The 21,119-nt window shown below is 58.9% G+C and carries 21 protein-coding genes and 1 other RNA gene; 16 read left to right on the top strand and 6 right to left on the bottom strand.

All coding sequences use genetic code 11. The annotated features are described in order from the left end of the window. The first annotated feature begins 65 nt into the window (after window positions 1-65). A complete protein-coding gene (locus tag SWE17_RS08230; RefSeq protein ID WP_322992617.1) occupies window positions 66-545 on the top strand; it encodes an SET domain-containing protein in 480 nt (159 codons plus the stop codon). Window positions 546-568: 23 nt separating this feature from the next. Here SWE17_RS08230 and SWE17_RS08225 read toward each other — a convergent pair whose 3' ends face one another. Then, a complete protein-coding gene (locus SWE17_RS08225; protein ID WP_322992616.1) occupies window positions 569-823 on the bottom strand; it encodes a VF530 family protein in 255 nt (84 codons plus the stop codon). Window positions 824-1,060: 237 nt separating this feature from the next. On the opposite strand from SWE17_RS08225, the gene SWE17_RS08220 reads away from it, so the two are divergent. Next, window positions 1,061-1,696 (top strand): response regulator transcription factor, encoded by a 636-nt coding sequence (locus SWE17_RS08220; protein WP_322992615.1) that lies wholly within the window; start codon window positions 1,061-1,063, stop codon window positions 1,694-1,696. 185 nt (window positions 1,697-1,881) lie between these two features. After that, on the top strand, window positions 1,882-2,526 hold the full coding sequence (locus tag SWE17_RS08215) for a response regulator transcription factor (protein ID WP_322992614.1): 645 nt from the start codon (window positions 1,882-1,884) through the stop codon (window positions 2,524-2,526). 56 nt (window positions 2,527-2,582) lie between these two features. Here the strand turns inward: SWE17_RS08215 and SWE17_RS08210 are convergent, their stop codons facing one another. Then, window positions 2,583-4,400, bottom strand: a complete 1,818-nt coding sequence (locus tag SWE17_RS08210; RefSeq protein ID WP_322992613.1) for an NAD(P)/FAD-dependent oxidoreductase — start codon at window positions 4,398-4,400, stop codon at window positions 2,583-2,585. A gap of 105 nt (window positions 4,401-4,505) precedes the next feature. Here SWE17_RS08210 and rnpB point away from each other — a divergent pair. Further along, window positions 4,506-4,858, top strand: an RNA gene (rnpB, locus tag SWE17_RS08205) — RNase P RNA component class A. A 64-nt stretch (window positions 4,859-4,922) separates the two neighbouring features. Here the strand turns inward: rnpB and SWE17_RS08200 are convergent. From SWE17_RS08200 to SWE17_RS08190, 3 genes are all read right to left on the bottom strand, one after another. After that, window positions 4,923-5,444, bottom strand: coding sequence for an Rrf2 family transcriptional regulator (locus SWE17_RS08200; RefSeq protein WP_322992612.1), 522 nt, complete (start codon window positions 5,442-5,444; stop codon window positions 4,923-4,925). 169 nt (window positions 5,445-5,613) lie between these two features. Further along, window positions 5,614-6,309, bottom strand: a complete 696-nt coding sequence (locus tag SWE17_RS08195) for a S4 domain-containing protein (protein WP_322992611.1) — start codon at window positions 6,307-6,309, stop codon at window positions 5,614-5,616. 28 nt (window positions 6,310-6,337) lie between these two features. Beyond that, window positions 6,338-7,984 (bottom strand): MBL fold metallo-hydrolase, encoded by a 1,647-nt coding sequence (locus tag SWE17_RS08190; RefSeq protein ID WP_322992610.1) that lies wholly within the window; start codon window positions 7,982-7,984, stop codon window positions 6,338-6,340. A gap of 50 nt (window positions 7,985-8,034) precedes the next feature. Here SWE17_RS08190 and dapF point away from each other — a divergent pair, with 50 nt between their 5' ends. From dapF to SWE17_RS08170, 4 genes are all read left to right on the top strand, one after another. Further along, window positions 8,035-8,904, top strand: coding sequence for a diaminopimelate epimerase (dapF, locus tag SWE17_RS08185; RefSeq protein ID WP_322992609.1), 870 nt, complete (start codon window positions 8,035-8,037; stop codon window positions 8,902-8,904). A 25-nt stretch (window positions 8,905-8,929) separates the two neighbouring features. Beyond that, window positions 8,930-9,619 carry a DUF484 family protein gene (locus tag SWE17_RS08180; RefSeq protein WP_322992608.1) on the top strand — a complete coding sequence of 230 codons (690 nt, stop codon included), beginning with the start codon at window positions 8,930-8,932 and terminating at the stop codon, window positions 9,617-9,619. An 18-nt stretch (window positions 9,620-9,637) separates the two neighbouring features. Further along, window positions 9,638-10,612, top strand: coding sequence for a tyrosine recombinase XerC (locus SWE17_RS08175; RefSeq protein WP_322992607.1), 975 nt, complete (start codon window positions 9,638-9,640; stop codon window positions 10,610-10,612). 119 nt (window positions 10,613-10,731) lie between these two features. Continuing rightward, the gene (locus tag SWE17_RS08170; RefSeq protein ID WP_322992606.1) at window positions 10,732-11,811 is read left to right on the top strand and encodes a GTP-binding protein; all 1,080 of its coding nucleotides are present in this window, start codon (window positions 10,732-10,734) and stop codon (window positions 11,809-11,811) included. A 250-nt stretch (window positions 11,812-12,061) separates the two neighbouring features. On the opposite strand, the gene SWE17_RS08165 is transcribed toward SWE17_RS08170, so the two are convergent. Continuing rightward, window positions 12,062-12,448: a hypothetical protein gene (locus tag SWE17_RS08165; RefSeq protein WP_322992605.1), complete on the bottom strand. Its 387-nt coding sequence runs from the start codon at window positions 12,446-12,448 to the stop codon at window positions 12,062-12,064. A gap of 1 nt (window position 12,449) precedes the next feature. On the opposite strand from SWE17_RS08165, the gene dksA reads away from it, so the two are divergent. The 8 genes from dksA (at window position 12,450) to mraY (ending at window position 21,116) form a co-directional block, all read left to right on the top strand. Continuing rightward, window positions 12,450-13,202, top strand: a complete 753-nt coding sequence (gene dksA, locus SWE17_RS08160) for an RNA polymerase-binding protein DksA (RefSeq protein WP_416234999.1) — start codon at window positions 12,450-12,452, stop codon at window positions 13,200-13,202. A gap of 349 nt (window positions 13,203-13,551) precedes the next feature. After that, a complete protein-coding gene (gene mraZ, locus SWE17_RS08155; RefSeq protein WP_108311949.1) occupies window positions 13,552-13,980 on the top strand; it encodes a division/cell wall cluster transcriptional repressor MraZ in 429 nt (142 codons plus the stop codon). Between the two features lie 5 nt (window positions 13,981-13,985). After that, window positions 13,986-14,915: a 16S rRNA (cytosine(1402)-N(4))-methyltransferase RsmH gene (rsmH, locus tag SWE17_RS08150; RefSeq protein WP_322992603.1), complete on the top strand. Its 930-nt coding sequence runs from the start codon at window positions 13,986-13,988 to the stop codon at window positions 14,913-14,915. Then, window positions 14,912-15,208, top strand: a complete 297-nt coding sequence (gene ftsL / locus SWE17_RS08145) for a cell division protein FtsL (RefSeq protein WP_322992602.1) — start codon at window positions 14,912-14,914, stop codon at window positions 15,206-15,208. The genes rsmH and ftsL overlap by 4 nt, the downstream gene beginning before the upstream one ends. Further along, a complete protein-coding gene (locus tag SWE17_RS08140; protein ID WP_322992601.1) occupies window positions 15,205-16,938 on the top strand; it encodes a penicillin-binding protein 2 in 1,734 nt (577 codons plus the stop codon). Before ftsL ends, SWE17_RS08140 begins: the two co-directional genes overlap by 4 nt. After that, complete coding sequence (locus SWE17_RS08135) at window positions 16,938-18,491, top strand: UDP-N-acetylmuramoyl-L-alanyl-D-glutamate--2,6-diaminopimelate ligase (protein WP_322992600.1); 1,554 nt, start codon at window positions 16,938-16,940, stop codon at window positions 18,489-18,491. The genes SWE17_RS08140 and SWE17_RS08135 overlap by 1 nt, the downstream gene beginning before the upstream one ends. Beyond that, a complete protein-coding gene (locus tag SWE17_RS08130) occupies window positions 18,488-19,948 on the top strand; it encodes a UDP-N-acetylmuramoyl-tripeptide--D-alanyl-D-alanine ligase (RefSeq protein ID WP_322992599.1) in 1,461 nt (486 codons plus the stop codon). The genes SWE17_RS08135 and SWE17_RS08130 overlap by 4 nt, the downstream gene beginning before the upstream one ends. Next, window positions 19,938-21,116 carry a phospho-N-acetylmuramoyl-pentapeptide-transferase gene (gene mraY, locus SWE17_RS08125; RefSeq protein WP_322992598.1) on the top strand — a complete coding sequence of 393 codons (1,179 nt, stop codon included), beginning with the start codon at window positions 19,938-19,940 and terminating at the stop codon, window positions 21,114-21,116. The genes SWE17_RS08130 and mraY overlap by 11 nt, the downstream gene beginning before the upstream one ends. The last annotated feature ends 3 nt before the right edge of the window (window positions 21,117-21,119 follow it).

Genomic DNA, 21,119 nt, shown 5'->3' with positions numbered 1-21,119 from the left:
GCCAAGTTGGCTGGCCTGTCGCTGGCGTGATGCTGCGTAATGACTTTATAGTCAGGCCATACCCAATGGGCCTTTTTGAAGAAGTCACTTTGAGCCATCTGCCTGCCCCCAGCCTGATCCATGTGCATTCTTCTGACGTGCACGGCAAAGGTGTGTTCGCGACCCGCCACATTGCCGCAGGCGAGCGGGTGATCGAATATGTGGGCGAGGTCATCAGCATGGCCGAGGCGATCCGCCGCCACCCGCACGACGCCAGCAACCCGGACCACACCTTTTACTTTCACCTGGACGATGGCCGGGTGATCGATGCGCTTTACGGTGGCAACGACTCGAAATGGATCAACCATTCGTGCCGCCCCAATTGTGTGCCCGACGAGCGAAAAGGGCGCATTTTCATCAGAACGCGCAGACCTGTTTTCAAAGGCGAAGAGCTGACGTTTGACTATGGTCTGTTCAGCGACGAGCCGATGACGGATGCCTTAAAGGCTCGTTATGTCTGCCGCTGTGGTGCGTCCAAATGCCGAGGCACGATGCTGTCGGACTGAGTTAGGCGCTCAGGCCCTGCACTTCAAAAGCCTTGTCTTTTTTGCTCACGTAGCATGAACAGGTAAAGGCTTTCGACCTTGTCACGCGCCCAGGGTGTTTTGCGTAAAAACTTGAGGCTGGAACCCACGCTGGGGTCGTGGGTGAAGCAGCGGATCTGGATGCGTTGACCCAGATCATCCCAACCATAGAAATCGGCCAGTTGGGTGACGATGGCCTCCAATGTCAGGCCGTGCAGAGGATTGCGTGCTTGGGTGTTGTCGGGCGGTGGAAAAGACATGCCTCGATTTTACGCAGCGCCGTGGCGTCCACCTTCTGGGGCAATTCCGCTTCCCTCCATTACAGGCTGCATGGTTGGGCTTATTGGATTCCGTTTAACGGTTATTGAGTAGTCGTTATCCCCGATACAGAGGATCGTCATGCGGGACTTTGCGCCTTATTCTCAATCCACCACAGGCCCGTGCTTGATAACCCAACAAACGCTTGCGGTCCGTGTGATCAATGAAAGAAGAGACTCATGTGCATCGACCTTGTACTGGCCGACCCCTACCCGATGATGCTCGAAGGCTTGGCACAAGCGTTTGAGGGGTCGTCTGAATTTTCGGTCAAGTCGTGCGTGACCAATGGCGAGGACGCTTTGCACGCTTTAAAGCAGCATCGTCCGCACATTTTGGTCATGGATTTGTCCCTGTCCCACCGATCAGGCCTAGCGTTGCTCGCCGAGATCAGAATGCAAAAATGGCTGACCAAACCCGTGGTGTTCACAGGTGCGCCTATCGGTGAAGTCATGCTGGCCTTGGATTTGGACGTACAAGGCCTGGTGTCCAAAGAAAAAACCAAGGATTTTCTGGCCCGCTGCATCAAGTTTGTGCACGAGGGGGGCAAGTGGCTGGACCATGATCTATCCGACAAGACCATGACGCTCTTGCTGGAGCAAAAGCGCAAGAAGGCCCATTCCTCTCACTTGTTGACGCCCCGAGAAATGACGGTCGCCCGCATGGTGACCGAGGGCTTGCCCAACAAGAGAATAGCCAGCCAATTGGCCATCAGCGAGGGGACGGCCAAACTCCATTTGCATCACATCTATCAAAAGCTCAGTTGTCCAGGTCGAATGTCTTTACAGCGTTGCATGCTAGAGCAAGGTGTGTCCTGAGGTGCATAAATAAGAGAGGCTGTATTTTTCTATATGTGGCTTAGCGCACACAGAACTGCCGGGTATCTGCCTAGACTGGGGCCAACAGCATGGCGAAAAAGAGATGCCCCTGGCCAAGGCCCTAAGAAAAACTCTATTTTCATGTCACAACAGGCACTGTACTGCACCGCTAAGGAGCCAGTCTCATGTGTATTCGCGTTCTTCTTTCCTCCAAACACACCGTTATCTCTGAAGGCATTGCTGCCATTTTGCGGACCCACCAAGACATGAATGTGGTGGGCGTTTCTGACAACGGACAACAGACCCACGCGCTGTGTCAAACCGAAGACCCTGACGTGGTGTTGATTGGCACGCAAGCCAACGACGGACAAGGTTTGCAGTTGATGCAGCAAATGGCAAGCGAACATCCAGCAAGAAGCGTGGTCGCGTTTTCAAGCGATTCGGATCGGCACTCCATCATTGAAATTTTGGATACAGGTGCCAAAGCCTACGTGTCGACCACCAGCAGCATTGACGAGCTGATGTCGGCGGTTCGCGCTGCGGCATCGGGCCGCGTGTATTTGTGCCAATCGGCGGCGTCTGAAATGATGGACTGTTTCAGGAAAGTTCGCTCAGGTGATGGCCCTGCAAAAAGCCTTTTGGGTACGCGCGAAGAGCAAGTGCTGCGCTTGATCGCCGATGGGTATTCGTCCAAAGAGATTGCGCGCAGCCTCTTGATCGCACCCAGCACGGTGGAAGTGCACCGCCGCAACATCATGAGAAAAATCGGTTTGCACAAGGTGGCCGATTTGACGCGTTACGCCATTCGCAATCAGATGGTCGCGGTCTAGCAAGCCGAGCCAAAGACCCAAGTGCAGGGGGCTTGCGAGCGAAAGGGTGGTTCGGTTCAGGTCACTGCAGTGATGCGGCGGGCCAAAGACTCGGCCACCTTGATGCCGTCCACCCCCGCCGACAAGATGCCGCCTGCGTAACTGGCCCCTTCTCCTGCTGGGTAGAGGCCTTGGGTGTTGGTGCTTTGGTGGTCTTCCCCGCGCGGGATGCGCAAGGGCGATGAGGTGCGTGTTTCTACCCCAGTCATGACGGCATCGGCCATGTCGTAGCCTTTGATCTTGCGGCCAAAAACGGGCAGCGCTTCGCGCATGGCGGCCACAGCGTAGTCAGGCAATACTTCCGCCAAATCGACGAGCTTCACACCGGGTTTGTAAGACGGCTGCACGCTGCCCCAAGTGGTGGAGGGGCGTTGCGCCAGAAAGTCGCCCACCAGTTGGCCGGGTGCTTCGTAGTTGCTGCCGCCTACTTCAAAGGCGCGCGTTTCGAGTTGGCGCTGCAGAACAATACCGGCCAGCGGGTGAGCTTGGGGTGGTTGCAGTTCGGCCAATGCTTGGGCTTCTTGCGACAGGGCTAAGCCGTCTTGTTCGCCAAAGGCGGCTTGCCAAGCCTCGGTGTTCAGCGGGTAGTCGGGCGGGTCAATGGCCACCACCATGCCCGCGTTGGCGTTGCGTTCGTTGCGAGAGTACTGGCTCATGCCGTTGGTGACCACACGGCCCGGCTCGCTCGTAGCCGCCACCACCGTGCCACCGGGGCACATGCAAAAGCTGTAAACCGCACGGCCGTTTTGCGCGTGGTGTACCAGCTTGTAATCGGCTGCGCCCAGCAGCGGGTGGCCTGCGTGGCGGCCCCAGCGGGCTTGGTCGATCACGCTTTGCGGGTGCTCGATGCGCACGCCAATCGAAAACGCTTTGGCCTGCATGGCCACGCCCCGGCGGTGCAGCATGACAAAGGTGTCGCGCGAACTGTGGCCCAGGGCCAGCACGGCTTGGCGGGTGTGCAGGGTCTGGCTTTGGCCCGTGCGCAAGTCTTGCACCAGCAGCCCGGTGAGCTGCTGACCGCTTGCGTTGGGTGCGAGCAGCACATCGCTCACGCGCTGCTCAAAACGGATCTCACCGCCCAGCGCGATGATTTGCTCGCGGATGTGCTCGACCACCTTGACCAGCTTGAAGGTGCCGATGTGCGGGTGCGCCGCATACAAGATGTCGGCAGGCGCTCCGGCCTTGACGAATTCGTCCATGACCTTGCGGCCCAGATGGCGCGGGTCTTTGATCTGGCTGTAAAGCTTGCCGTCAGAGAAGGTGCCTGCACCACCTTCGCCAAACTGCACATTGCTCTCGGGGTTGAGCACTTTTTTGCGCCACAGGCCCCAGGTGTCCTTGGTGCGTTCGCGCACGGGTTTGCCGCGCTCCAGCACGATGGGTTTGAAGCCCATTTGGGCCAAAGCCAGAGCTGCGAACATGCCGCACGGCCCAAAGCCCACCACCACGGGGCGTTCGCCTTCCTCTGCGCCAAAACTGGCCGGAGCCTGGCAAGGCGGGTGCCAAGCCATGTCGGGCGTGGGCTGGATTTGGGGGGTCTTTTCAAACTGCTGCAGCATGCGGTTTTCGGTGGGTGCATCAAGCAGCGACAGGTCCACGATGTAGACCGCGAGCAAATCGGCTTTGCGGGCGTCAAAGCTGCGTTTAAAGACGTGAAGGGTGGCGATGTCGGCGGCGATGATGCCCAAGGCCTGAGCCGCCAGTTGGCGCAGCGCTGCGATGGGGTGCGGCGTGGGCAGACGGTCTTCGTCGGTCTCGGAAGGTGCGTCGGCGGCGCGGCGCACTTCAATCGGCAAAGCCGATAAGGGGAGTTTGAGTTCTGAAATCCGGATCATGTCTGCCTCTGTGGCTTGTGGTTATCAAGCAAGAAGCCGCCATTATCTCAGGCAGGTCGGCGCCCTCCGAGCTTGAACGCATGGGGTGGGCGATAATCGAAGCGTGAAGCTCGCCAGACCGTCGCTGGTGCAATTTCCGAAAGGAAGCACTGGAGGAACGTCCGGACTGCACAGGACAGCGTAGGAGGCAACGCCTCTCCACCGTGAGGTGAGGATCAGAGCAACAGAGACGAGCCGATTAAGTTCGGGTGAAACGGGCAATCTCTACGCGCAGCAATACCAAGTAGGCCTTCCTGAAGGGGTGCGGTTCACCGCATTGCTTCTCCCTGTGGTTCCGCGGGGTGAGTTGGCGGGTAGGTAGCATCGAGCCGGGTGGGCGACCCCCGGCCCAGAGTAATGGCGGTCACGCAGCGGGTAACCGCTGTGCACAGAATCCGGCTTATCGGCGAGCTTCACACTTTTTTCAGTTTTCTGGCCACAAAAAACCCGCCGAAGCGGGTTTTTGGGGATTGTCTGGACAGTTCAGCCGCGAGACGGCATCAGGCTCGCGCCAAGGGCAAACACCGAATTTGGCGCCGTGATTTTGAGGGTGCTTTTCGGCTTGGCAAACACACCGCGTTTGACGGCCGGCTGCGGAGCCGGTTCGACCGTGACGCCTTTGGTGCGTTGCTCGGCGACCAATTGGCGCAGGCTGATGGATTGCAAATGGGTCAGCATTTTTTCGTTCAGGCTGGCCCACAGATCACTGTTCATCCAACCGCCTTCGGCTGCTACTTCCTCTTCAGAGGGCGCATCGACAGCGCCCACGATGTCGGCCATGGTGATTTTTTCAGCGTGGCGCGACAGCGAATAACCGCCGCCTGGGCCACGGGTGCTTTCGACCAAGCCATGCTGGCGCAACTTGCTGAACAGCTGCTCCAGATAGGACAGCGAAATTTGATGTCTGACGCTGATGGCAGCCAGCGAGACAGGACCGCGGTCTTCGCGCAGTGCCACGTCGATCATTGCGGTGACGGCAAATCGGCTTTTGGTGCTCAAACGCATGGTGTATTCCTTGTTTCTTTGGACAAACCCTCAGGGGCATGACCCTGGTCACGGACTGCGGAGTTCGCAAGAGTGTGACTGAACAGTAATTTTCTCAGAGTCTTGACACAAATGGGGATTGCCCGTTTGATTTCAAGGGTAAATCCTGTGTGTTTTTGTCGGAAATCAACTAAAAGCGCTCGTAGCTTTCCAGTTGCCGCCACTGACCAGACTCCAAGGGCGCCAAGCTCAAACGGCCCACCCGTTGGCGGCGCAAGTCCTGAAGCGGGCATTGTTCGTCCAGCCAACGGCCCAAATCCAGCCCGTCAATGTCCTTGCCCGCGATGCGCAGCACCGTGAGGGAGTCGGTCTGGCGGTTGATGCTGGCGCGGATACCCGGTCCGTTCAGGGCCTTGATCAGGCTCTCCGGCACTTCACCACCCACCGTGGCCATCCATTCTTGTTCCATGGGGCTGCGGCGGTCTTCCAAGTGGCGCAGCACGCCCACATCGTCCGTGAAGATGCACAGCCCGCTGGCGGGTTTGGCCAATGGCAAAGGCATTTGCATCTTGGCCAAGCGTTCAGGACCCCAAATGCCAGGCTGGGAGGCTTTGAGGCCTGCCGTGTCTTGCAGCCAGGCCAGGTTGGCCACCCGGTGGGCGGGTTTGAACAGCACCAGCGTCATGGGTGCCAGCGCAGCCATGGAGACCAAGCGGTTCACCTGCACCGGTTGCTCCTCGCGCACGCGCCGGGCCGGATCGGTCACGACTTTGCTCGCCACCTGCACGCCACCAGCCACGATCAGGGCTTCGGCTTCGCGGCGCGAGCAGTTTTGCTCGGCAGCCACGCGTTTGGCCAGGCGGATGCCTTCTTCAGAGGAAATCATCAATGCTTTCAATAAATCTCAAATCGGATCAAGACAGGGCTTGTTCGCGGATGTGGTCCACATGCGCTTGGAGCGACCGGGCCGCTACGGGCCAAAGGCGGGAGGGTACGTCGTCATAGGCTTTTTCCACCCATTCCTGCAAGCTGCCCTGGGGCAGGGCCTGCATGGCGGCAGCAATTTTGGCCTCGCGCTTGAGTCGGTGCGCTTTCAGGTGCGTGATAGCCTGGTGCGCAAAGCCCAAGACATGGCCGTGCGCGGGCAAGATGAATTCGATGTTTCCGTCCTCGCAGGCGGCCGCCAGTTTGTCCAAAGAATCCAAATAATCGCCCATGTGGCCATCGGGAGGGTCGATCACGGTGGTGCTGCCATTGAGCACATGGTCGCCCGAAAACAGCAGGCCGTCTTCTTCCAGCACCAAACACAAATGGTTGGCCGCGTGGCCGGGGGTGTGCACCACGCGCAGGGTGTGGGTGATTTCCCCGTCCACCCCAATGCCTTGCAGCACCAGTTTTTCGCCATCCGCCAGTTCGCGTTCAGGCGAAAAGTGGCTGTTGGCGCGGGCTGTGGGCTTGGAGGCCAGGCCCAGAATCGGCGGCTTGTGCGTGCACAGTGCCTGCAAGGGTGCTGCTCCGGGGGAGTGGTCCGGGTGAGAGTGGGTGCACACAATGGCTTTGATCTGCCCGCCTGCGGCACGCCAGATGCGTTGCAGGTGCTCGTTGTCGGCCGGGCCGGGGTCGATGACGATGTAGCCGGTGTTCGGGTCGCCCACCAAATAGCTGTTGGTGCCGGGGCCGGTCATCACGCCGGGGTTGGGGGCGGTGAGGCGCTGCACGTTTTGCAGCAGCGGCACAGCTTGGTCGGTCCGCCAGTCCAGGTGGTGGTGGATTTGCCCATCGGGCGTGACCAGGGCCAGCTCTCCAAACGGGGCTTCGTGCTCCATGTACCGAGCTTCGTTGCCTGCCAGCCAACCGGCCCGGGGGCAGCTGGTCCACAGGGGCTCGTCGTTCACGGCGCAGGCCTGCAGCACCGCGTCCACACTGGAAAAGGCTTTGAGGCGCTCGAGTGTGCGGATGGTCGGGTAGACCATTAAGAAATCACCCGCTTCGTGGCGGGTCAGGGCGTCAGCCGGGCGCACCCAGACGGGCTCGAATTGCTCGGACTCGTCGGCCACCGGGGTCTGGCCTTCGGGCATGCGGGCCACCAAAAAGGGCACGTCAAAGCGGCGTGGCAGGTCGCGGTCGGTGATCCAGTGGGCCAGCACGAAGACCTGATCGGCGGCCAGTGTCAAACCCCGATCTTGGCACTGTGGGGCAAAAGCGGCTTTGCGGTCAATTTGCGCAATGTCGCTGTTGTTGGCCCAGCGGCTATCGGCGTGGCGAGCGAACAAAACACCCAGCTCTTCAAAGCTTTCGCGGATGGCGGCAATCGCCTGCGTCAGGTGCAAGTCGCTTTGCTTGGGGCGGCGCTGCGCCATGCCGTGGGCTTGGGCATCGGCGGCGTCGATGCCGCCGCCCGGGAAGACATAGGCTCCAGGTGCGAAACTGGCCGTCATAGAGCGGCGTGTCATCAGCACTTCGATGCCTTGCGGCCCATCGCGCATCAGCAGCACGGTGGCGGCGGGGCGCAGAGGCGCAGGTTCACGTTGGGGGTGTAGGAGTTGGGATGTGCGTGCCATGCCCCATTATCAGGCGGCTGGTGCCCCATCCCCGGGCGATAATCGCGACCATGCACATCCACTTTACCAAGATGCAAGGAGCCGGCAACGATTTTGTCGTGCTCGACGAGACGCAAGGCCGCCTGGGCCTGAGCACGGCCCAGTACCGCTTTTTGGCCGACCGCCACTTTGGCGTGGGGGCTGACCAGATCCTGACCGTGCGGCCTTCGCCTGCACCTGGATTGGATTTTGAATATGTGATCCACAACGCCGATGGTGGTGAGGTGGAGCACTGCGGCAATGGGGCCCGTTGCTTTGTGCGCTATGTGCGCGACAAAAACCTGACCGACAAAAACAACGTGCGCGTCAAGGTGCAGCAAGGCGAGATTGAGCTGCGCATGAATCCCGATGGCCGTGTCACGGTGGACATGGGCCCCCCCGTGTTTGATTGGGATCGCGTGCCGTTCCATCCGATCGGCCTCATCAGCGACCAGGTCAATGGCTGGCCTGTGTTCGATTTGACCCTGGGCGAGTTGGGCATTGCCCGTGTGGGTGTGGTTTCCATGGGCAACCCGCACGCTGTGCAGCGCGTGGACAACGTGGACACATTCCCAGTGCTGGCCCAGGGCCCTTTGATTGAAAACCATCCCGCCTTTCCGAATCGGGTGAACGCGGGCTTCATGCAGATCGTCTCGCGCAGCCAGATCAAGCTGAGGGTCTTCGAGCGCGGGGCGGGCGAGACCTTGGCTTGCGGCACGGGCGCCTGTGCAGCCGTCGTGGCTGGCATTCGTCAGGGCTGGCTGGAGCCGCGTGTGGATGTGCAGACCCATGGCGGTGTGCTCACCATTGAGTGGGCGGGCCAGGCCGGCAGCTCGGTGTTGATGACCGGCCCGGCCACTTCTGTTTTTGAGGGCAGCATCGACGTGCCTGATTCACTCTGATTTTTTGAATTTTTGGAGCCTTTCCATGACCACGCCTGAACCCATGAGCCCCATCACCGAAGACGACATCGCCGACTATTTGGTCAACACGCCGGACTTTTTTGAGCGTCACGCCTCGCTCTTGGCCACGGTGCAGTTGACCCACCCGCAAAGTCACCGCGCGGTGGGCCTGCAAGAGCGCCAGGCGCAAATGTTGCGGGACAAGATCAAGGGCCTGGAACACCGCATCATGGACATGATTCGGCACGGCAACGAGAACATGATCCTCACCGACAAGCTGCACCGCTGGTCGTGCGAGCTGCTGGTGACGCCGCAAGACCAACTGGCCGCGTCGGCGGTGGACAACATCCGCGAGCTGTTTCAGGTGCCTCAGGTGGCTTTGCGTTTGTGGTCGCTGCAAAGCGAGCATGCGCAAGCGACTTATGCACAGGGCGTGACCGAGGCGGTGCAGGTGCTGGCCACCTCACTTGACCGTCCTTATGTGGGACCGAACTCGGGTTACGAAGCCGTGCAGTGGCTGGACCAACCGACGCAGGCGGCTTCAGTCGCTTTGCTCGCTTTGCGTGCCGCACCGGGGCAGCCCGCTTTTGGTTTGCTCGTGCTGGCTTCGCCGGATGCGCAGCGCTTCAACAGCCAAATGGGCACCGATCTGCTGGAGCGCTTGGCCGAACTGGCGGGCGCTGCTTTGTCGGTCCTGCAAAACCCGCAGGCTTGAACGGTGCCGGACGCGGCCATGGCGGATCAGACGGTCACCGACCCACTGGTGACCCGCTATCTGGACCATGTGCGCTTTGAAAAGCGATTGGCCGAACGCACCTGCACCTTGTACCAGCTGGATTTGATGCGCTTGGCCGAGATGGCTTTGGCCTCTCAAGTGCCATTGCTGCAGGTGCAGAGTGGCCATGTGCGCCGCTGGGTGGCGCAGATGCACAGCGCCGGGCGCAGCGGGCGCGGCATTGCGCTCATCTTGTCGGGTTGGCGCGGGTTTTACACCTGGCTGGGGCGCGAGGGCCTGATCCCGCACAACCCGGTGGCCGATGTGCGGGCCCCGCGGGTGGCCAAGCCCCTGCCCAAAGCGCTGGGCGTGGACGAAGCGGTGCAATTGGCCGAGCACGAAGAGGACAACGACGACCCCTGGCTGGAAGCCCGCGACGCGGCCATGGTCGAGCTGCTGTATGGCTGCGGCCTGCGCATTGCCGAGCTGACCGGGCTGGACGTGGTGGCCAGCACCGAGGCTGCCCGTGCCGGGCGCGGCTGGATCGATTTACCCAATGCCGAAGTGCAGGTGCAAGGCAAAGGCAGCAAGCGCCGCACCGTGCCTTTGGGGCGTTCGGCCATCGAGGCGCTCACGCATTGGCTGGCCTTGCGCTCTCAGTTGACTGGCATGTTGACGCAGCCCGTCAAAGGGGTATCCCATTTGGCCTTGGCATTGTTTCCTGGGCGGCATGGCACACGCCTCACGCCCCGCAGTGTGGCGCAGCGCCTGAAGCGCCGCAGCCTGTTGGCGGGTCTGGCCACCCCGGTGCACCCGCACATGCTGCGCCATTCTTTTGCCAGCCATGTGCTGCAGTCCAGCGGCGACTTGCGGGCCGTGCAAGAGTTGCTGGGCCACGCCAACATCAGCACCACCCAGGTCTACACGCGGCTGGATTTTCAGCACCTGGCCAAAACCTACGACGCAGCCCACCCCCGCGCCAAACGCAAATAAAGGCCCGCCCGGGCTGCTCGGTTGCGGAGTAAGGCCATGCCCGGCGGGCAGGTGCGGCGCTTGAATTCATCGCTACACTCCCCAACTCTTGTTTTCTTGTCCTGAACTGGAACCGCGCCATGTCCCTGATCCCCACCACCATCCTGACCGGCTTTTTGGGCTCGGGCAAAACCACACTGCTCAAGCGCGTGCTGACCGAGGCCCATGGCCAAAAAATCGCCGTGATCGAGAACGAGTTTGGCGAAGAAAACATCGACAACGACATCCTGGTCTCGGACACCGATGAGCAGATCATCCAGATGAGCAACGGCTGCATCTGCTGCACCATCCGCGAAGACCTGCGTGTCACGCTTCAGCTGCTGGCCGCCAAGCGCCGCAAGGGCTTGCTCAGCTTTGACCGCATCGTCATAGAGACGACGGGTCTGGCCGACCCCGGCCCGGTGGCGCAGACTTTTTTCATGGACGACGAGATCGCCGAGACCTTTTTGCTCGACTCCATCTTGACCCTGGTAGACGCCAAGCACGCGGCCCAGCAGCTCAACGATCGCCAGGAAGCGCGTCGTCAGGTGGGCTTTGCCGACCAGATCTTCATCAGCAAGGCCGATTTGGTCTCGCCCGAAGAACTCGAAGCCCTGCAGCACCGCCTGAAACACATGAACCCCCGTGCGCCGCAAAAAGTGGTGCACTTCGGCGAGGTAGCCTTGTCTGAGGTGTTCGACCTCAAGGGCTTCAACCTGAATGCCAAATTGGACATCGACCCGGACTTCCTCAAAGAAGATGCCCATGACCATGAGCATGGTGAGCATTGCGATCACCCGTCTCACCAACATGATCACGAACACGGCGAGCACTGTGACCACCCTTCGCATGCCCACGAGCAAGGCCACCACCATCACCACGATGACGATGTCAAAAGCTTCGTTTTCCGATCGGACAAAGCCTTTGACCCGGCCAAGTTGGAAGATTTCCTGGGGGCGATCGTCAATATTTACGGCCCCCGCATGCTGCGCTACAAAGGGGTGTTGAACATGCGTGGCACCGAACGCAAGGTGATTTTCCAGGGCGTTCACCAGCTCATGGGCAGCGATTTGGGCCCCATGTGGGCCGATGGCGAAGTTAAAACGAGCAAAATGGTATTCATCGGCATCGATTTGCCCAAAGACATCTTGCTCCAGGGCCTGGAGCAATGCTTGGTGTGACTGTGGCTCAGGTCTAGCTCTGTCCCAGGCATGCACGGACATTCTGGTGTGTCAATGCACAGTGAACCCGCCCTTTAATCTTGGTCAGGGCATTTTTCAACCGTTCTTATCGCTACAATCGCCCGCCTGAAGCCTCCCCCTTTTAGGGGTGGCCTGAACCCCGACAGGTCTGCAGCAGGGGTTTGAATTGCAAATCAACAGGTTTTTCAATCGCTTGCTACTTGGTAGCAAAAGGTGTGGGCCTGCCTTTTCACGCGGCTAGGAGACAAGACGTGACGACCCCGAAGAAAAAAGTGGCGGCCCCTGTGAAAACCAACTCGGCCAAAGCGGCTGCAGCCAAGAAGTCTGTGCCAGCCAAAACAGCCCCTGCTAAAAAAGCCGTGGCTGTGAAAGAACCGCTGGCCAAAAAGACCGTTGCTGTCAAAGCCAAACCCTCCGTTAAAACGGTGAGCAAGGCCAAAGCAACGACCCCTGTGGCTTCCAAACCCAAAGCAGCGCCTCCTACCGCCAAGACCCCAAGCAAAACAAAGACAGCCACGGCCACTTCCAAGTTGCCTGCGGCCAAAACAAAAGCTGCTGCGCCCGCTCCCAAATCGGTCGTAGCAGCCTCTAAGTCATCCCCTGCCGGCAAGGCCAAGGTGGCTCCCGCGTCGTCTCTCAAAAAGGCGACCCCCGTACCTGAAGCGAAATCTATGACAGTTAAAAAAGTGGCGGCGCCGACTCCTGCGCCCGCCCCAGTGGTCGAAACGGTGGCAGCACCTGCTGCGCCATCTCCCGCAGCGCCCGATCAATTGGTCCGTGCAACACGGCCTTCGGCGCGTTTGGCCCAAATCACGGTGCCTTCCTTGCCTCCAGCGGTGGCCTCCACCGCGGCCAAGTCCAGTTTCATGCCCACCACGCCTGTGGCCGTCGTTTCGATGCCTTTCGTGCCCATCAAGAAAGACCCCAAACTGGCCAACAATTGGAAGAACAAGCCCGTGGAAGCATTGACCGATGCCGAAATCTTGGCCATGTCGGACGACGAGTACATGAACCACGTTCAAATGGCCTACTTCCGGCGCAAGCTGTCGGTTTTGAAGCAGGACATCTTGAACAGTGCGGGCGCCACGACAGAACATCTGCGAGAAGACACGGTGGTCGTGCCCGACCCGGCCGACCGCGCCACGATCGAGGAAGAGCATGCGCTTGAACTTCGCACCCGTGACCGTGAGCGCAAGCTGCTGAAAAAAATCGAGCAATCCATCGCATTGATTGACGGCGGCGAATACGGCTATTGCGACGAAACGGGTGAACCCATTGGTGTCGGTCGTTTGTTGGCGCGTCCTACCGCCACCTTGTCCCTTGAGGCGCAGCAACGTCGAGAGTTGAAGCAGAAAATGTTTGGTGATTGAGCGGCACACTGGCTGCAGCATCCGTAAAAAAACCCCTTCTCAGGGGTTTTTTTACGTCCGGAGACTGGTTGGTACATCGGAAAAACGCTATTGGCTTTGTTGCATTTGTTATTTTTAATTTTTTTTAATCCTTCACAGGTTACTTTCATTGCCCTCTGTAAGTGCCTAATTTACAAAGAAAATCCGCTTCTGGTTGGCTTCAATTTCAGCGCTAAGCCATTGATTTCATTGAAAAAAAACGATCTACACCGGTTGAGTTGGATCGAATTCCTGATACAGTGCAAAAAAGTGCAATTAAGTGGGGAAAAGTGTCTCTGCTGGTGCAATTCAACTGAAAAAGGTCGTTTCTGTGTTTCAAGGGGCTTCATCGCTGAGTCTGGATGCCAAAGGGCGGTTGTCTGTACCGACCCGGCATCGTGACGTCCTGAGCGCCACGGCGCAGGGCCAGCTGACGATCACCAAGCACCCCCACGGCTGCCTGATGGTGTTCCCCCGTCCTGAGTGGGAAAAGTTCCGTGAGCGCATTGCGCAGTTGCCCATGTCTGCGCAGTGGTGGAAGCGGATTTTTCTGGGCAATGCCATGGATGTCGAAATGGATGGCACGGGCCGTGTTTTGATTTCCCCGGAGCTGCGTCAGGCTGCAGGCATCGCCAAAGACACCATGTTGCTGGGCATGGGCAACCACTTTGAGTTGTGGGACAAAGCCACTTACGACGCGCAAGAAGCGCAGGCCATGCAGGGCGACATGCCCGATGTGTTCAAGGACTTCTCCTTCTGAATGCCATGACCGACAGCGTATTAACCCACACCACCGTGCTCTTGAATGAGGCTGTGGACGAATTGTTGCAAGCATCTGCCGGGGTTGATGGGACTTACGTGGACGCCACATTTGGCCGCGGTGGTCACTCCCGCCTGATCCTTTCGCGCTTGTCGGACCAAGGGCGCTTGCAAGCTTTCGACAAAGACCTCGAGGCGATTGCAGAAGCTGGGCGCATTGCAGACAGCCGTTTTTCGATTCGCCATGAAGGCTTTTCGAACCTGGGTGAACTGCCTCCCTGCAGTGTCGACGGCGTCTTGATGGATCTGGGCATCAGCTCTCCCCAAATTGACAGCCCCGAGAGGGGTTTTTCTTTTCGTTTTGACGGCCCACTGGACATGCGCATGGACACCACGCGCGGACAAAGTGTGGCCGATTGGCTGGCCACCGCAGAGGTGGATCAAATCACGGAGGTGATACGTGACTATGGCGAAGAACGGTTTGCTTTTCAGATTGCAAAGGCGCTTGTGGCTCGCCGACAAGAGCGGGGCCCAATTTCAACCACCACCGATTTGGCCCAGCTCGTGGCTGACACGGTCAAAACTCGCGAGCCGGGCCAGAACCCTGCAACGCGGACATTTCAGGCTTTTCGGATTTTCATCAACGCAGAGCTTGCGGAGCTCGAACAAGCGTTAGACGCCAGTTTGCAGGTCTTGACACCTGGTGGCCGTTTGGTGGTGATCAGTTTCCATTCGCTGGAGGACCGCATCGTCAAACAGTTCATGGCCAAGCACTCCAAAGAAGTGGTTGACCGCCGTGTGCCTTTTGCCGAACCGGTCAAGATGCGCTTGAAGACCCATGGCCGCATTCGCCCAAGCGAAGCGGAGGTGCGTGGCAACCCCCGTTCGCGCAGCGCCATCATGCGCATGGCTGAGCGCACCGAGGTGCCGGCATGACGCGCTTGAGCATCTTTTTGTTGCTGGCCGTATTGGTCAGCGCCTTGGCTTTGGTGCACAGCCAGTATGAAACACGTCGTTTGTTCATGGCGCTCGAGTCGGCCAACAAAGAAGCCAAGCGCCTGGAAGTCGACCACGACCGCCTGCAGGTTGAGCGACGCGCACAGGCCACGCCTTTGCGCGTTGAACAAATTGCGCGTCAGCAATTGCAAATGCGCCCAGCTTCTCCCGGCATCACACAGTATGTGAGCAAGCCCGGTGCTGCTCCCTCGGTGCAGGAGGCGCGTCCATGAGCCGCAGCGTTCAGCTCTCGTCCAGTCCATTGCTGGCCAGTAAGACGCCCGTTTGGCGCAGCAAATTCATTGTGGCGGCCATTGCCCTGGGCTTTACCGGTTTGATTGCCCGTGCTGCCTATGTGCAAGTGTTTGCCAACGATTTTTTCCTGCGCCAAGGTGAGGTGCGTTTTGCCCGGACCCTGACTTTGCCCGCCAACCGGGGCCGCGTGCTGGACCGCAACGGCATGTTGTTGGCGTCCAGCGTACCTGCGCCCAGCATTTGGGCCAACCCAGAGGACATCGAGCGCGATCCTGCCAAGCTGCGTGAATTGGCCCGCTTGCTTGACATGTCGCCCGCTGATCTGGACAAGAAACTCAAGGACGATGAAAAAACCTTTGTCTGGTTGCGTCGTCAAATGGATGAGCCCGTGGTCAAGCAAATTTTGGCGCTGGGCATCAAAGGCGTGTACGACATCAAGGAGTACAAGCGTTTGTACCCTGAGGGCGAGGCGGCTGCGCACATTGTGGGTTTCACCAACGTGGAAGACCAAGGCCAAGAAGGCGTGGAGCTGGTTTTCCAAAAACAACTGTCTGGCAAGCCGGGTTCGCGCCGTGTCATCAAGGACCGCTTGGGGCGTGTGGTCGAAGACGTGGGCGAGACCGTGCCGCCAGTGGATGGCGAAGACTTGCAACTGAGCATTGACAGCAAAGTCCAGTTTTTCGCCTACCAAAAACTGCGTGAAGCGGTTTTGGAACACAAGGCCAAGGCGGGCAGCGTGGTGGTGCTGGATGCTCAGTCGGGTGAAGTATTGGCGCTGGCCAATTACCCCAGCTACTCACCCGATAAACGTGTCAACCTGAGCGGTGAGCAGCTGCGTAACCGTGCCTTGACCGACACCTTTGAACCCGGTTCGACCATGAAGCCCTTTGCCGTGGCGCTGGCTTTGGAAAAAGGATTGGTCAAACCCGAAACGCCCATTCAGACAGCCCCTGGTCGCATCACCATCACAGGCTCGACCATCTCTGACGCCCACCCGCACGGCGTGTTGACGGTCAATGAAGTGATTCAAAAGTCCAGCAACGTGGGTACCGTGAAAATGGCGATGCAGTTGCAGCCCCGCGAAATGTGGGAAATGTTTGCACAAGTGGGCTTTGGGCAAAAACCTCAGTTGCCTTTCCCGGGTGTGGTGAGTGGGCGTTTGCGGCCTTACAAAACCTGGCGTCCGATTGAGCAGGCCACCATGAGCTACGGCTATGGCATTTCGGGCAGTTTGTTCCAAGTGGCGCGTGCTTACACAGTTTTTGCACGCGACGGTGAAGTGGTTCCTGCCACCCTCATGAAGGCCGAGCAGCAAGTGCAAGGCGTGCGGGTGTTCAGCGCTGAGAACGCCAAATCCATGCGCAAGATGCTGCAAATGGCAGCAGGCCCGGGTGGTACGGCACAAAAAGCGCAAACCATGGGTTATTCCGTGGGCGGTAAAACCGGTACAGCCCACAAGCAAGAAGGCAAGGGTTATGCGGGTAAAAAATACCGCGGCTTTTTTGTCGGAATGGCGCCCATCGAAGCGCCGCGCATCGTGGTGGCGGTGATGATCGACGAACCCAGCAATGGCCGGTATTACGGCGGTGATGTGGCAGCGCCCGTGTTCAGCCAAACTGTGCAGCAAACTTTGCGCATGATGGGCGTTCAGCCCGACATGGCGGTCAAGCCGCAGATTGTGGCCAAGTCGGTTGAGGAGTCGTTCTGATGCAGATGCTGCACAACGTCCCTGAAGCCGCCCGTTGGCTGCGCACGCACGTCAAGGGTGAGTTGCGTACCGACAGCCGTTTGGTCAAAGAAGGCGACGGTTTCATTGCTTGGCCAGGCGCCGCCACCGATGGTCGTCGTTATGTGGCCCAAGCTTTGGCGCAAGGGGCCGCGGCTTGCTTGATGGAAGAAGATGGCCACAGCCCTTGGTTGGCAGGGTTGCAAGCCCCCCAAGTGGACAGCAAGTTGGCATGCATGACAGGTCTTAAGGCTCAGACCGGCTTGGTGGCCGATGCTTATTACGAGCAACCCAGCCAGGCTTTGAACGTATTGGCCGTCACCGGTACCAATGGCAAAACTTCGACGGCTTGGTGGTTGGCGCAAGCCTTGTCATCGCCTGCTTTGCAACAAGCTTGTGGCTTGGTGGGCACCTTGGGTGTGGGACAGTTGCCTCACTTGGTGAGCACGGGTATGACTACCCCCGACCCAGTTTTGTTGCAACGGCAATTCCGAACTTTTGCCGATGCTGGCGTGTTGCATTGCGCCATCGAAGCCTCATCGATCGGCTTGGCTGAGCACCGCTTGGACGGTACACGGATTCGCGTGGCGGTGTTCACCAATTTCACCCAAGACCACCTCGATTACCACGGCGACATGGCGACTTATTGGTCTGCCAAAGCTGCCCTGTTTGACTGGTCGGGTTTACAGGCCGCTGTCATCAACATCGACGATGCGCAAGGGGCTGCGTTGGCCCAGCAACTCGAAGGTGGCTCCCTCCAAGTCTGGAGCTGCTCTAAAAACCCGGCAGACCATTCAACGGCGCGTTTGCAGGCCAGAGTATTGCCCCATGCGGATGGCCTGGCTTTTGAAGTGATCGAAGGCGATGAGGTGCAAACACTGCACACACGCTTGATGGGTGAGTACAACATCGACAACCTGCTTGGCGTGATCGGCAGTTTGCGTGCCCTGGGGTTTGATTTGCTTTCCTGCGTCCGTGCTTGTGCGCACCTGAGTGCTGTGCCGGGACGCATGCAGCGTGTGAACGTTGACTTGGCCAGCATGAACACACAGGGCGACCGGAATTTGCCGTTGGCGGTGGTGGACTATGCCCACACACCCGATGCCATCGCTCACGCCTTGGCCGCATTGCGCTCACAAGCCAAACTCCGTGGTGGTCGTCTGTGGTGTGTATTGGGCTGCGGCGGTGACCGCGATGGCAGCAAGCGACCCTTGATGGCAGCAGCCGCCGAAGCAGCCGCTGATCAGGTGGTGTTGACCAGTGACAACCCCCGTTCAGAGAAGCCCGAAGCCATTTTGGCGGCCATGGTGGCGGGTTTGCGAATCCCCCAGCAGGCCCACGTCCAGCTGGACCGGGCTTTGGCAATTGCCCAGACACTCGCCCAAGCGGCCGATCAAGATGTGATCTTGGTGGCTGGCAAGGGCCATGAAACAGAGCAAGAGATCATGGGTGTGCGGCATCCGTTCTCAGATGAGGTGCAAGTCCGCATGGCTTTGCAACAACGCGCCGCAAAGCATCAAGGGGTGCTCGCATGAACGCTACAACTTCGATGCATTTGAAGTTAGCGCTGGCCCTCAACTGGCTGAGCCAAGGGCGAGGCGTGAATGTTCAGTCCGTGGTCGCCGATCGCGTGCACACCGATAGCCGCAGTCTGCAGCCGGGTGATTTGTTTGTCGCTTTGCGCGGTGAGCGGTTTGACGGCAACCAGTTCATTGCCCAAGCCAAAGCACAGGGTGCCGTGGCGGTTGTTTGCGAAGCGTCTGGTGAGGCACAAGCTGCTGCGCACGATTTGCCTGCCCTGGTGGTGCCCGATGCGCGCATCGCTTTGGGCGAGTTGGCGGCAAGCTGGCGTTCGCAATTCGAACTCCCCTTGATTGCGGTGACCGGTAGCAACGGCAAAACCACCGTGACGCAAATGATCGCCAGCATCCTGCGTGCCCATGCGGGTGAGGCTGCTTTGTCAACCCAGGGCAATTTGAACAACGACATTGGGGTGCCGCTGACCTTGTTCAATTTGCGTGCCCACCACCGCGTGGCTGTGGTTGAGCTGGGCATGAACCACCCTGGCGAAATCGCTTACCTTTCTCGGTTAGCCCAACCGACAGTAGCGCTGGTCAACAACGCGCAGCGTGAACACCAAGAGTTCATGGGAACGGTCGAGGCTGTGGCGCATGAAAACGGCGCCGTGCTGCAAGCTCTGCCAGCATCAGGTGTGGCCGTGTTTCCGTCTGATGACGCCTTCACCGCTGTCTGGCAGTCTTTGTCGGGTCAACGTGACCAGCGCACTTTTTCGATGGCAGCAGATGCTGCTTCTGAGTCCGCAGATGTCCGATCAGCGGTTGTGGTCTGGCAATCGGGGGCTTGGCAGTTCACCCTCAAATCAGCTCAGGGAACTGCCCCGGTGCATTTGCACATTGCCGGACGACACAACGTGAAAAATGCCTTGGCGGCCAGTGCTTGCGCCCTGGCAGCTGGCGTGCCTTTGGCCGCTGTGGCTCAAGGTTTGATCGCATTTGAACCTGTCAAAGGCCGTTCGCGTGCATTGGTATTGCACACCTCAGGTCATGACGTGACCTTGGTGGATGACACCTACAACGCCAACCCCGATTCGGTTCGAGCCGCCATCGATGTGCTCGCCGAATTGCCTGCGCCGCGTTTGCTGGTTTTGGGGGACATGGGTGAAGTGGGGAACCAAGGTGCTGAGTTTCACACTGAAGTGGGTTCTTATGCCGCCCAACGTGGGATCGAGGCGCTCTACACCGTGGGTGAGTTGTGCGTGCACGCCGCTCAGGCATTTGGTGCTGCGCAACATTTTGCCGACACGGACAAGCTCTTGACTGTGGCCACAACCCACGTGGAGACGTTTCAAAGTGTTCTGGTCAAAGGCTCGCGGTTCATGAAGATGGAGCGCGTCGTCGAAGCCCTTTTGTCAACTGGCGCTGCCCACCACGCACAACACCACAATAAAAAAGGGGAGCCCCATGCTGCTTAGCCTGGCCCAATGGTTGCAAAGTTTGTCGCCCGAGTGGGGCTTTTTGCGCGTTTTCCAATACATCACCTTCCGAGCAGTGATGGCCGCCATGACGGCGCTCTTGATCGGCTTGGCCGCGGGTCCTTGGGTCATTCGTCGCTTGACTTCTCTCAAGATTGGCCAGCCCATCCGTGGCTATGGCATGGAGTCGCACTTGTCCAAAAGTGGCACACCGACCATGGGTGGGGTGCTCATTTTGTTGTCGATCGCGATTTCCACGTTGCTGTGGTTTGACTTGTCCAACCGTTTTGTCTGGATCGTGCTGATCGTGACGCTGGGCTTTGGGGCGATTGGCTGGGTCGATGACTGGCGCAAAGTGGTCAACAAAGACCCTGAGGGCATGAGTTCGCGCGAAAAGTATTTCTGGCAATCGGTCATCGGCTTGTTGGCCGCGCTGTATTTGGTGTTCAGCATTTCCGAAGTGTCCAATCTGCGCGTCTTGGACTTGTTTGCGCAATGGGTTCTGTCGGGTTTTGACGTGAGCCTGCCGCCCAAGGCTGGTTTGCAGGTGCCTTTCTTCAAGGAAATCAATTACCCACTCGGCGTTCTGGGCTTTGTATTGCTCACTTACCTGGTCATCGTCGGATCCAGCAACGCGGTCAACCTCACCGATGGTTTGGATGGTCTGGCCATCATGCCGGTGGTCATGGTGGGTTCAGCGTTGGGCGTGTTTGCCTATGTCACGGGCAGCTCGGTGTATTCCAAGTACCTGTTCTTCCCTCACATTCCCGGATCGGGCGAACTGATGATTTTCTGTGCCGCGATGGCGGGCGCAGGCCTGGCCTTCTTGTGGTTCAACACCCATCCTGCGCAGGTATTCATGGGCGATGTGGGCGCTTTGGCGCTGGGCGCAGCCTTGGGCACCATTGCCGTCATTGTTCGGCAGGAAATTGTTTTGGCCATCATGGGTGGCATCTTTGTGGTCGAGGCGCTGTCTGTGATGGCGCAGGTGACTTACTTCAAATACACCAAGAAAAAATACGGTGAAGGTCGACGCATCTTGAAAATGGCGCCTTTGCACCACCATTTTGAAAAGAGCGGATGGAAGGAAACGCAGGTGGTTGTGCGTTTCTGGATCATCACCATGCTGCTGTGCCTGGTCGGCTTGTCGACCCTGAAGCTGAGATAAACC

This window comes from Limnohabitans sp. (assembly GCF_034680285.1).
Lineage (GTDB): Bacteria > Pseudomonadota > Gammaproteobacteria > Burkholderiales > Burkholderiaceae_C > Limnohabitans_A.
Note: the sequence above shows the minus strand (reverse complement) of the source record. Positions and strands in the feature narration are given on the sequence as shown.

What these genes read in the sequence shown, in the direction of transcription:
- SWE17_RS08230 (WP_322992617.1), top strand. Translation starts at nt 66, where the DNA reads ATGGGCCTTTTTGAAGAAGTCACTTTGAGCCATCTGCCTGCCCCCAGC.
- SWE17_RS08225 (WP_322992616.1), bottom strand. Translation starts at nt 823, where the DNA reads ATGTCTTTTCCACCGCCCGACAACACCCAAGCACGCAATCCTCTGCAC.
- SWE17_RS08220 (WP_322992615.1), top strand. Translation starts at nt 1,061, where the DNA reads ATGTGCATCGACCTTGTACTGGCCGACCCCTACCCGATGATGCTCGAA.
- SWE17_RS08215 (WP_322992614.1), top strand. Translation starts at nt 1,882, where the DNA reads ATGTGTATTCGCGTTCTTCTTTCCTCCAAACACACCGTTATCTCTGAA.
- SWE17_RS08210 (WP_322992613.1), bottom strand. Translation starts at nt 4,400, where the DNA reads ATGATCCGGATTTCAGAACTCAAACTCCCCTTATCGGCTTTGCCGATT.
- SWE17_RS08200 (WP_322992612.1), bottom strand. Translation starts at nt 5,444, where the DNA reads ATGCGTTTGAGCACCAAAAGCCGATTTGCCGTCACCGCAATGATCGAC.
- SWE17_RS08195 (WP_322992611.1), bottom strand. Translation starts at nt 6,309, where the DNA reads ATGATTTCCTCTGAAGAAGGCATCCGCCTGGCCAAACGCGTGGCTGCC.
- SWE17_RS08190 (WP_322992610.1), bottom strand. Translation starts at nt 7,984, where the DNA reads ATGGCACGCACATCCCAACTCCTACACCCCCAACGTGAACCTGCGCCT.
- dapF (WP_322992609.1), top strand. Translation starts at nt 8,035, where the DNA reads ATGCACATCCACTTTACCAAGATGCAAGGAGCCGGCAACGATTTTGTC.
- SWE17_RS08180 (WP_322992608.1), top strand. Translation starts at nt 8,930, where the DNA reads ATGACCACGCCTGAACCCATGAGCCCCATCACCGAAGACGACATCGCC.
- SWE17_RS08175 (WP_322992607.1), top strand. Translation starts at nt 9,638, where the DNA reads ATGGCGGATCAGACGGTCACCGACCCACTGGTGACCCGCTATCTGGAC.
- SWE17_RS08170 (WP_322992606.1), top strand. Translation starts at nt 10,732, where the DNA reads ATGTCCCTGATCCCCACCACCATCCTGACCGGCTTTTTGGGCTCGGGC.
- rsmH (WP_322992603.1), top strand. Translation starts at nt 13,986, where the DNA reads ATGACCGACAGCGTATTAACCCACACCACCGTGCTCTTGAATGAGGCT.
- ftsL (WP_322992602.1), top strand. Translation starts at nt 14,912, where the DNA reads ATGACGCGCTTGAGCATCTTTTTGTTGCTGGCCGTATTGGTCAGCGCC.
- SWE17_RS08140 (WP_322992601.1), top strand. Translation starts at nt 15,205, where the DNA reads ATGAGCCGCAGCGTTCAGCTCTCGTCCAGTCCATTGCTGGCCAGTAAG.
- SWE17_RS08135 (WP_322992600.1), top strand. Translation starts at nt 16,938, where the DNA reads ATGCAGATGCTGCACAACGTCCCTGAAGCCGCCCGTTGGCTGCGCACG.
- SWE17_RS08130 (WP_322992599.1), top strand. Translation starts at nt 18,488, where the DNA reads ATGAACGCTACAACTTCGATGCATTTGAAGTTAGCGCTGGCCCTCAAC.
- mraY (WP_322992598.1), top strand. Translation starts at nt 19,938, where the DNA reads ATGCTGCTTAGCCTGGCCCAATGGTTGCAAAGTTTGTCGCCCGAGTGG.